Annotated in this window: 1 protein-coding gene; it reads right to left on the reverse strand. The window is 71.9% G+C overall.

Annotated features, from left to right (window positions below):
- A partial coding sequence (locus ACTOQ3_RS43080) for an SDR family NAD(P)-dependent oxidoreductase (RefSeq protein ID WP_440089829.1) occupies positions 1 to 11987 on the reverse strand: 11987 nt, incomplete at its 3' end.
- Between the last annotated feature and the right edge of the window lie 57 nt (positions 11988 to 12044).

Below are 12044 nucleotides of genomic sequence, written 5' to 3' on the forward strand. Positions count from 1 at the left end.
TGTTTGGCCACGACCGCGCCCAGCCCGCCGGTGCCGCCGGTGACCAGCACCGTGCCCTCCGGACCGAACACCGACCGTACGCTGCCCGAAAGCCCCGCATCGTCCGGCAGCCCCGGCTCCATGCCCACCGACTCGGCCATCCGATTCAGCCCTGGCATCAGCAGGTGCCCGTCCCGTACCGCGACCTGTGGCTCGCCCGTGGCCAGCGCCTGAGCGATCGTGTCCGCGTCGAGGGGATCGGTGTCCAGGTCCAGCAGCACGAACCGGCCCGGCTGCTCGGCCTGCGCGGCCCGTACCAGGCCCCACACCGCCGCCTGCGCCAGGTCCGGCACCTCGCCCGCGACCGCCACCACCGCGCCACGGGTGACGACGACCAATCGGGAGGAGGCGAACCGCTCCCCGGCCAGCCACTCCTGCGCCAGGGCCAGCACCTCACGCGTCACCGCGCCCAGCTCACCACCCGACGGAACGGTGACCAGCACCGCCTCCGACGGCTCGGCGACCGAGTCCAGACGCGCTCCCGTCTCCAGCACCGTCCAGCGAGGTGTCTCGGTGCTCGTCGCGGCCGTGATGGCCGTCCAGCCCACCTGGTGCAACCAGCCCCGATCACCCGAGACGGCCAGGTCGGAGGTGGACAACGGACGCAACGTGAGCGCCTCGACCTCCGCCACCGGCATACCGGTCTCATCGGCGATGACCAGGGCGACGCTGTTGCCACCGGTGTTCGCGTCGATGGTGAGCCTGACGCGCAGGCTGGTCGCCGCCGTGGCGTGCAGGGACACACCCGACCAGGAGAAGGGCAGGAAAGGCCTGCCCGGCTCGGCCTCCGGCAGCAGATCGCCCAGCGCGCTGGCGTGCAACACCGCGTCCAACAGGGCCGGATGCACCCCGAACCGCACCGCGTCCCCATGCGCCTGCTCGGGCAGCGCGACCTCGGCGAACACCTCACCCGGCCGCGACCACGCCCGCGTCACCCCCTGGAAGACAGGCCCGTACTCCAGACCGACCGCCGCCAGATCGTCATACAGACCATCGACCACCACCGGCCGCACGTCCACCGGCGGCCACTGCGTCAGCTCGAACGCCGCCACCGGCAGCTCGGCGGTCACCAGGCCCTCGGCATGGCCCGTCCACGGCGCCGTGGGGTCGTTTTCCGGGCGTGAGTGGATCGAGACCGCCCTGCCGCCCGACTCCTCCGGCGCGCCGACGACCACCTGGACCTGCACTCCACCCTCGGCGGGCAGTACCAGCGGAGCCTGCAACGTCAGTTCTCGCACCGACGGCCAGCCCACCTCGGCACCGGCCCGCAACACCAACTCCAGCAAACCGGTCCCCGGCAACAACACCGTCCCGTTCACCGCATGATCAGCCAACCACGGCTGCGCGGCGACCGACAGGCGACCGCTGAAGATCGTCGACTCGCTACTGGCGACCTCCGTCACCGCGCTGAGCATCGGATGATCGAGCGCCCCCAGCCCGGCGGCACTCATCTCCCCGACCCCGCCACGCACCGCGATCCAGAACCGCTCCCGCTGGAAGGCATACGTCGGCAGATCAACCCGCCGCGCCGGGGCGAGAATCGCCGTCCAGTCGACTCCCACACCGTGGGTGTGGAGCCGGCCCAGTGCCTCGACCAGTGCCCGGATCTCGTCGCGGTCCTTGCGGGCGGTCGCGACGAACACGCCGTCCTCGACGCTTTGCTGGGCCAGGGCGGTCAGGGTGGTGTCGGGGCCGATCTCGACGAACACGTTCGCCTGGCAGGCGGTGACCCCGTCGGCGAACCGCACGGCTTCACGCACGTGCCGTACCCAATAGGTCGGGTCGGTCAGCAGGCCGGGCTCTGCGGGACGGCCCGTCACGTTGGAGATGACGGAAATGCTCGGCTCGGTGAAGGTCAACCCGGAGACGATCTGCTCGAACTCCGCCAGCATCGGCTCCATCAACGGCGAGTGGAACGCGTGCGAGACGCGCAGGCGTCGGGTGCGGGCATTCACCAGGCCCGCGATCTCCTCCACCGCGCTCTCGCTGCCGGAGACGACCACGGCCTGCGGGCCGTTGACCGCCGCGATACCGACGTCCTGGCGGCCTTCCAGGAGGGGGAGGACATCCGCTTCGGGGGCGGCGACGGCCAGCATCGCCCCACCTTCAGGGAGCGCCTGCATCAACCGGGCACGCGCTGTGACCAGGGCACACGCGTCGGGGAGTGAGAGCACACCTGCCACGTGGGCGGCGGCGATCTCGCCGACCGAGTGGCCCACCAGAACGTCCGGGGTCACACCCAGCGAGGTGAGCAGACGGTAGAGAGCGACCTCGAAGGCGAACAGGGCCGGCTGGGTCATCCCCGTCTCGGCCAGTACCTCTTCCGGACCGGAGAACATCGCCTCACGCATCGACCCGGGCAACAGCGCACAGACCTCATCCAAAGCGTCGGCGAACACCGGGAACGCGGCGGCCAGCTCACGGCCCATCCCGACCCGCTGGCTGCCCTGACCGGCGAACAACATCGCCAGCCCGCCACCACGTGTCGCTTCCAGAGTCGTCGTACCGTCGGCCAGGGCACGCAGACCCGCCACCAGCTCGGCCCGGTCAGCACCGACCACGACCGCGCGCTGCTCCAGCACCGCACGACCGCTCGCCAGTGTCCAGCCGATGTCGGCCACGTCGAGCTCGGGCCGCTCCGCCACCCACGACGCGAGCCGGGACGCCTGTCCCCGCAACGCTTCAGAAGTCTTGGCCGACAGCAGCCACGGCGTCACCGACGGCTCGACAACTACGGCGGGCTCCGGCTCCACCGCCGGGCCCTGCTCGATGATCACGTGTGCGTTCGTGCCGCTGATCCCGAAGGAGGAGACCGCGGCCCGGCGCGGGCGGTCCTCCACATCCCACGAGCGGGCCTCGGTGAGCAGTTCCACCGCACCCGCCGTCCAGTCCACGTACGGGGACGGCTCCTCGGCGTGCAGGGTCTGCGGCATGACGCCGTTGCGCAGCGCCATCACCATCTTGATCACACCGGCCACGCCGGCGGCGGCCTGGGCGTGGCCGATGTTCGACTTGATGGACCCCAGCCACAGCGGCCGGTCCTCCGGACGGTCCTGGCCGTACGTGGCCAGCAACGCCTGGGCCTCGATCGGGTCACCCAGCACCGTTCCGGTGCCGTGCGCCTCGACCACGTCCACATCCGCGCTCGACAGACCGGCGTTCGCCAGGGCCTGGCGGATCACCCTCTGCTGCGCCGGGCCGTTCGGCGCCGTCAGCCCGTTGCTCGCGCCGTCCTGGTTGACCGCGCTGCCCCGCACCACCGCGAGAATCTGGTGACCGTTGCGCCGCGCGTCCGAGAGCCGCTCGACCAGCAGGACGCCGATGCCTTCTCCCCAGCCGGTGCCGTCAGCCTCGGCGGAGAACGCCTTGCAGCGCCCGTCCACCGACAGGCCGCGCTGCCGGGAGAACTCGACGAAGGTACTCGGCGTGGCCATCACCGTGACGCCGCCCGCCAGGGCAAGGTCACACTCGCCCGAGCGCAGCGACTGTGCCGCCCAGTGCAGCGCGACCAGCGACGACGAGCACGCCGTGTCCACCGTGACCGCGGGACCCTCCAGGCCCAGGGTGTACGACACCCGGCCCGAGGCGACACTGCCCGAGCTGCCGGTGCCGATCAGGCCTTCCAGCTCGCCCGGTGCGTCAGAGAGCTGGGGCGCGTAGTCGTGGTACATCACCCCGGCGAAGACACCCGTACGGCTGCCGCGCAGCCGATCGGGATTCATCCCCGCCCGCTCGATCGCCTCCCACGACGCCTCCAGCAGCAACCGCTGCTGCGGATCCATCGCGAGGGCCTCACGCGGCGAGATCCCGAAGAACCCGGGGTCGAACTCGGCGGCGTCGTACAGGAACCCGCCGTGCCTGGAGTACGAAGTGCCCCGGCTGTCCGGGTCCGGGTCGTACAACCTCGCCAGGTCCCAGCCCCGATCGGTCGGGAAGTCGCCGATGGCGTCCGTGCCGGACGACACCAGGTCCCACAGACCCTCTGGTGAGGAGACGCCGCCGGGGTAGCGGCAGGCCATGCCCACGATCGCGATCGGCTCGTCGGCCACCGAGACATCGGCCACCACCGCCTGCGAGACCTGACCACCGGCCAGCTCCGCCGCCAGGTAATCCGCCACCGCCTCAGCGGTCGGGTAGTCGAAGATGAGGGTGGCCGGCAACCGCAGGCCGGTCGCCGCGTTGAGCTGGTTGCGGAACTCGACCGCGGTGAGGGAGTCGAAGCCGAGCTCCTGGAAGCGCTTGGCCGACTCGACCGCCTCCGTGTCGGAGAAGCCGAGGACCATCGCCGCCTGGGTACGCACCAGCCGGAGAAGGTCGGTCGGATCCGTCGCGGTCGTACTGGCACGCCGGGTGGGCACGCGGACCAGCCCGCGAAGGGCCACGGGGAGGGTGCCGGCGTGGGCCTGGGCCTGCAGCGCCGGGAGGTTCAGCGAGGCCGGGACCAGTACGGCGTGCTCGTGGTCGATCGCGATGTCGAACAGGGCCAGACCGTCGTCGACGGGCAGCGGCGTGATGCCACCGCGCTCGAGGCGGTGCAGGTCGGATTCGGTCAGGTCGCCTGCCATACCGCCCGAGGCCCACAGACCCCAGGCCAGCGACGTGGCAGGCAGTCCCTGCGCCCGGCGCTGCTCGGCGAGGGCGTCCAGGAAGGTGTTGGCCGCGGCGTAGTTGCCCTGGCCCGCGCTGCCCAGCACACCGGAGAGCGACGAGAACAGCACGAACGCCGACAGGTCCAGTTCCCGGGTCAGCTCGTGGAGATACCAGGCCGCGTCGGCCTTCGGCCGCAGGACCGCGTCGAAGCGCTCCGGGTTGAGGGAGCCGACGATCCCGTCGTCCAGCACGCCTGCCGTGTGCACGACACCGGCCAGCGGGACCGACGCGACCAACCGCGCCAGATCCTCTCGATCGCCGACGTCACAGGCCGCCGCCCGTACGGAGGCACCGAGCTCGGTCAGCTCCGCCACCAGTTCGGCGGCTCCGGGCGCCTCGGCGCCACGACGGCTGGCCAGCAGCAGGTGCCGCACCCCGTGGGCCGTCACCAGGTGCCTGGCCACGAGCGCGCCCAGCCCGCCGGTGCCACCGGTGACCAGCACCGTGCCCTCCGGACCGAACACCGGACCGGCATCGCCGGAGAGTGCCGGTTCCACGACCGCGCGCTCGGCCACCCGGCTCAATCTCGGCACCAGGAACTGCCCGGCCCGCACCGCCACCTGCGGTTCGCCCGTGGCCAGCGCCCGACCGACCGTGCCCTCGTCGAAGGGTTCGGTGCCCAGGTCCAGCAGTACGAACCGGCCCGGCTGTTCGGCCTGCGCCGCCCGTACCAGACCCCACACCGCCGCCTGCGCCAGGTCCGGCACCTCATCCGCGACCGCCACCACGGCACCGTGCGTGACGATGACCAGCGGCGAGGCGCCCGATTCCGCCTGCAGGGCGGCGAGGACCGCGTTCGTGGCGCGCCTGATCGCCTCGGGAACGGGCGCGTCGTCCGAAGGTACGTCGAGGAGCGCGTACGAAAGATCCGTCTGTCCGGTACGACCGGCCTGCACCCAGTCCAGCTGGAACAGGGAGTTGTTACGCGTCGCCGACTGGTCGGCGGACCTAGGACGGAGGATGAGCGACCCGACTTCCGCGACGGCCGTCCCCGCGGTGTCCGCCACCGCCAGGCCGAACACGCCGGTGCCGCCCGCCGGGGTGATGCGAACCCGCAGGGCGGTCGCTCCCTCGGCGTACAACGTCACGTCGTTCCAGGCGAAGGGGATGTACGGCCGGCCAGGTTCCGCCTCGGGCAGGAATCCGGCCATGGGGATGGCGTGCAGGGAGGCGTCGAGCAGTGCCGGGTGCAGCCCGAACCGCCGGGCATCGGCGCCGGACTGCTCCGGCAGGGCGATCTCGGCGTAGACGGCGCCGTCCTGCCGCCAGGCGGCCTGGAGGCACTGGAACGTCTCGCCGTACTCCATGCCGATCGCGGTGAGGTCGGCATAGACGCCGTCGACGTCGAGGACCTCGGCGCCGGGCGGCGGCCACTGCGCGAGATCGAAGGTGGGCGCGACGGCGGCTGCCGGGGCGAGGACGCCCTGGGCGTTCTGCCGCCAGTCCGTGGCGTCCCCGGCGCGCGAGTGGATCGTCACCTGGCGACGGCCGGAATCGTCGGCACCCGCGACCACGACCTGGAGCTGGAGGCTGCCACCCGCTGCCAGCACCATGGGCGATTGGAGGGTGAGCTCGTCGAGCACCGGGCAACCGGTCTCGTCCCCGGCGCGTATCGCGAGCTCGACCTGCGCAGCGCCCGGTACGACCACCTGACCGTCCACGAGGTGGTCGGCCAGCCACGGCTGCGCGGACAGGGACAGACGGCCGATGAGCGTGAGCGTGCCGGAACCAGGAGCCGGGACGACAGCGGTCAGCAACGGATGGTCCACCGCCACCAGGCCGCCACCGGAGGCGACCTCAGCGGTGGCGTCGAGCCAGTAGCGACGACGCTGGAAGGCGTAGGTGGGCAGCTCGATGTGCCTGGCGGGCACCGAGGCGAAGTAGGTGTCCCAGTCGACCATGACGCCGTGGGTGTGGAGTCGGCCGAGTGCCTCGACCAGTGCCCGGACCTCGTCCCGGTCCTTGCGCGCGGTCGCGACGAACACACCGTCCTGCACGCTCTGCTGGGCCAGGCCGGTCAGCACCCCATCCGGGCCGACCTCCACGAACACGTTCGCCTGGCAGGCGGTCACCCCGTCGGCGAAGCGCACCGCCTCGCGCACATGCCGCACCCAGTACGCCGGGTCGGTCAACAGCCCCGGCTCGGCGGGCCGGCCCGTCACGTTGGAGACGACAGGAATGGCCGGCTCGCTGAAGGTCAACCCGGAGACGACCTGCTCGAACTCGGCGAGCATCGGCTCCATCAACGGCGAGTGGAAGGCATGTGAGACCCGCAGCCTGCGCGTCCGGACGCTCACCAGGGCGGCGATCTCCTCCACCGCGACCTCGCTACCGGAGATCACCACCGAGGCCGGGCCGTTCACCGCCGCGATGCTCACATCCTCGCGGCCCTCCAGCAGCGGAAGGACCTCCGCCTCAGGAGCGGCGATGGCCAGCATCGCCCCACCCTGCGGCAGCCCCTGCATCAACCGCGCCCTCGCGGAAACCAGCGCACACGCATCAGGCAGCGACAGCACCCCCGCCACATGAGCGGCGGCGATCTCACCCACCGAGTGACCCACCAGCACATCCGGCCTCACCCCCAGCGAGGCCAGCAGACGATACAGAGCGACCTCGAAGGCGAACAGCGCCGGCTGGGTCATCCCCGTCTCGGCCAACACCTCGTCCGGGCCCGAGAACATCGCCTCACGCACCGACCCCGGCAACAACGCACAAACCTCATCCAAGGCATCGGCGAACACCGGGAACGCCGCCGCGAGCTCACGGCCCATGCCCACCCGCTGGCTGCCCTGACCGGCGAACAACATCGCCAACCTGCCGCCACCGGCCGCGGCACCCGGCGTCGTACCGTCGGCCAGGGCGCGCAGGCCCGCCACCAGCTCGGCCCGATCCGCGCCCACCACCACCGCACGCTGCTCCAGCAGCGCACGGGCCGAGACCAGCGCCTTGCCGACGGTGGTCGGCGAGACGTCGTCCTGTGAGGCCCAGTCCGCGAGCCGGGCGGCCTGCGCCCGGAGAGCTTCGCCGTCGTTGGCGGAGATCAGCCACGGAACGACGGGCAGTTCGGCACCGTCGACCGGTGCGGTGGCATCCGGGCTCCGCTCGACGGGGGCGGTGGCGGCCGGGCTCTGCTCGATGATCACGTGTGCGTTGGTGCCGCTGACGCCGAAGGACGACACGCCCGCACGGCGCGGGCGGTCCTCGATATCCCACGAGCGGGCCTCGGTCAGCAGCTCGACGGCGCCGGCCGTCCAGTCCACGTGCGGCGACGGCTCCTCGGCGTGCAGCGTCCGGGGCAGTGTCCCGTGCCGCATCGCCATCACCATCTTGATCACACCGCCGACACCGGCGGCGGCCTGGGTGTGACCGATGTTCGACTTCAGCGACCCCAGCCACAGCGGCCGGTCCTCGGGCCGGTCCTGGCCGTAGGTGGCCAGGATGGCCTGGGCCTCGATCGGGTCACCCAGCACCGTTCCCGTGCCGTGCGCCTCGACCACATCGACATCCGCGGTCGACAGACCGGCGTTCGCCAGCGCCTGCCGGATCACCCGCTCCTGCGAAGGACCGTTCGGCGCGGTCAGGCCGTTGCTCGCACCGTCCTGGTTGATCGCGCTGCCGCGCATGACGGCGAGGATGTGGTGACCGTTGCGCCGCGCGTCCGAGAGCCGCTCGACGAGCAGCATGCCGACGCCCTCGCCCCAGCCGGTACCGTCCGCCGACGCGGAGAACGCCTTGCACCGACCGTCCACCGCGAGCCCGCGCTGCCGGGAGAACTCGATGAAGACGCTGGGCGTGGCCATGACGGTCACACCGCCGGCCAGCGCCAGATCGCACTCCCCCGAACGCAGGGACTGCGCGGCCAGGTGGAGCGCCACCAGCGACGACGAGCACGCCGTGTCCACCGTGACCGCGGGGCCCTCCAGCCCGAACGTGTAGGCGACCCGGCCCGAGGCGATGCTGCCCGCGCTGCCGTTGAGGACGAAACCCTCGAAGCCCTCGGGCGCGTGCGGCAGGCGGCCGCCGTAGTCGTGGTACATCACCCCGGCGAAGACGCCCGTCCGGCTGCCGCGCATCGCCTTCGGGCTGATCCCCGCCCGTTCGATCGCCTCCCACGAGGTCTCCAGCAGCAACCGCTGCTGCGGGTCCATCGCGGTGGCCTCACGCGGCGAGATGCCGAACAGGGCGGTGTCGAACTGGTCGGCATCGTGGAGGAAGCCGCCTTCGCGCGCGTAGCTCGTACCGGCGTGGGCGGGATCGGGATCGTAGAGCCGCTCCAGGTCCCAGCCACGGTTGTCGGGGAAGGTGGTGATCGCGTCGTCGGCCCGGACGAGAAGTCGCCAGAGGTCGTCGGGAGAGACCACGCCGCCGGGATAGCGGCAGGCCATGCCGACGATCGCGATGGGCTCGTCCGCCGGACCGGTGTGGGCGCTCACCTGGTCGGTGCGCGAGGCACCGGTGAGCTGCTCGTGCAGGTGCTCGGCGAGCGCGTCCGTGGTGGGGAAGTTGAACAGCAGGGTCGCGGGCAGCCGCAACCCGGTGGCGGCGTTGAGCCTGTTGCGCAACTCGACGGAGCTCAGCGAGTCGAAACCGAGGTCCTTGAAGGCCGCCTCGGCGTCCACGGCGTCGGCGTCGGTGTGCCCGAGCACGAGCGCGATGTTCGTCCTGATGAGCGAGAGCAGCGCCGCCTTGTCGGCTCCCGCCCGCACGGGCCTGGCCGTCGCGGCGCGCCGCGCCTGAGACTTGACCAGCGCCCGGAAGACCGCGGGGATCTCGTCCTGGCGGCGCAGTGCCGCGGTGTCGAGGCGGGCGGGAATCTGCACTTCCCTGTCGAGCGTGAGCGCCGTGTCCAGCAGGGCCATGCCCTGCGCCGCCGGGAGCGGTGCGAGCCCGATCCTGCCGAGCCGGGCCACGTCGGCCTGGCTGAGCGCGCCCGCCATGCCGTTGTCGGTCTCCCACAGCCCCCAGGCCAGGGAGAGGGCGGGCAGTCCCTGCGCACGGCGGTACGAGGCCAGCGCGTCCAGGTAGGTATTGGCCGCGGCGTAGTTCGCCTGGCCCGCGCTGCCGACGATGCCGGCGATGGAGGAGTACATCACGAAGAACGACAGGTCGAGCTCGCCGGTGAGCTCGTGCAGGTACCAGGCCGCGTCCGCCTTCGGCGCGAAGACCCGGTCGATCCGCTCCGGGGTCAGCGACGTCACGGCGCCGTCGTCGACGACCCCTGCCAGATGGATGACACCGGTCAGCGGCCGGTCGTCGGGAACGGCCGCCAGCAGGGCGGCGAGCTCGGCCCGATCGGCCACGTCGCAGGCGGCGATCGTGACCTGCGCGCCGAGCGACGTGAGCTCGGCCAGCAGATCGTCGGCTCCGGGCGCCGCCGGGCCGCGGCGACCGGCCAGCAGCAGGTGCCGGACCCCGTGCTCGGTGACGAGCCGGCGCGCGGCCAGGGTGGCGAGCTCGCCGGTGCCGCCGGTCAGCAGTACCGTGCCCGCCGGGGGTTCGGAGGAGCGCTCGATCACCGGCGCGTTGGCCAGCGGTACGATCCGCGGCACGCGGACCGCGCCGGCCCTCAGGGCCAGCTGCGGCTCACCGGAAGCGCAGGCGCGAAGCAGCCCGGCTTCCGAGTCGGGGTGGCCGTCGGTGTCCAGGAGGACGAACCGCCCGGCGTGCTCGGACTGGACGGATCGGATGAGCCCCCAGACCGGGGCGGTGGACAGATCGGGTACCTCTCCCTCGGCCGCGCTGACCGCGCCGCTGGTCACCACCACCAGCTGCGACTGCGCCAGCCGCTCGTCGGCGAGCCATTCCTGGACGAGCGCCAGCACCTCGTACGTCCGCTCGCGGCCCACACCTGCCGGGACGCGCATGAGGACCTGCTCCGCGCCGATGCCCTCCTCCAAGGAGGAAAGATCGCGGAGTTCCACCACCCGTCCGGGCTCCGTCCCACCGGCTCGTACGCTCACCCAGTCCAGCACGTACGGCGTGCGCTCCGGAGACAGCTCTGTCGCCACGGGCCTGACCACCAGGGAGTCCACCGTGAGGACCGGCGCGCCGGTGTGGTCGGCGACGCTCAGCGAGAGCTCACCCGGCCCCTTGGCGGTGGTCCGTACCCGCGCCACGGTCCCGCCCGCCCCGTGCGCCGAGACGCCGGACCAGGCGAAGGGCAGGAACGGGTGTCCGGGCTCGCTGGGCGGCAGGAGATCGCCGAGCGTGATGGAGTGCAGTACCGCGTCGAGGAGGGCGGGGTGGAACCCGAACCGCTCCGCGCCGGCATGCACCTGGTCGGGCAGGACGATCTCGGCGTAGACGGCGCCGTCCCGCTGCCAGGCGCTCACCAGGCCCTGGAAGGCACTGCCGTACTCCAGGCCTGTGACGGCCAGGTTGTCGTAGAGGTCGTCGATATCGATGGGTTGCGCGCCCGGCGGTGGCCACTGCGCCAGGTCGAAGCCGGGTACGGCGGCGGCGGTGCCGAGCGTTCCTTGGGCGTGCCGCTGCCAGGTGGTCGTGCCTTCGGGCCTGGAGTACAGGGCCAGGCCGCGCTGACCGCTGCCGTCGGGGGCGTCGATGACCACCTGAAGCTGGACGGGATGGTCGTGCGTGAGGACGAGGGGGGCCTGCAGGGCCAGCTCGGAGACCGTCTCGCAGTCCTCGGTCTCGGCCGCGGCACGCAGCGCTATCTCGAGGAAGCCCGTGCCGGGAAGGATGGCCGTGCCGTTGACCGCGTGGTCGGCGAGCCAGGGCAGCGTGGTGAGGGAGAGCCGCCCGGTGAGTGTGAGGCTGTCGCCGTCGGGGGCCGGGACGGTGGCGCTGAGTATCGGGTGGTCAATGGCGCTGAGCCCGGCCGCTGCCACATCGCTGCCGGATCTGCCTGATTCCAACCAGTAGCGCTGGTGCTGGAAGGCATACGTCGGCAGGTCGATCTGTCGTGCCGGGGTGAGGATCGCCTTCCAGTCGACGGTCACGCCGTGGGTGTGCAGGCGGCCCAGTGCCTCGACCAGTGCCCGGACCTCGTCCCGGTCCTTGCGAGCGGCCGGAACGAAGGCTCCGTTCTCGACGCTCTGCTGGGCCAGCGCGGTCAGGGTGGCGTCCGGTCCTACCTCCACGAACACACTCGCCTGGCAGGCGGCCACCCCATCGGCGAAGCGCACCGCCTCCCGCACATGCCGCACCCAGTACGCCGGATCGGTCAACAGCCCAGACTCCGCAGGCCGACCCGTCACGTTGGAGACGACAGGAATGATCGGCTCACTGAAAGTCAGAGCGGAGACGACCTGCTCGAACTCGGCGAGCATCGGCTCCATCAACGGCGAGTGGAAGGCATGCGACACGCGCAGGCGTCGGGTGCGGGCACTCACCAG

The sequence above is a fragment of the Streptosporangium sp. LJ11 genome, from assembly GCF_051918945.1.
In the GTDB taxonomy this organism is placed as follows: domain Bacteria; phylum Actinomycetota; class Actinomycetes; order Streptosporangiales; family Streptosporangiaceae; genus Streptosporangium.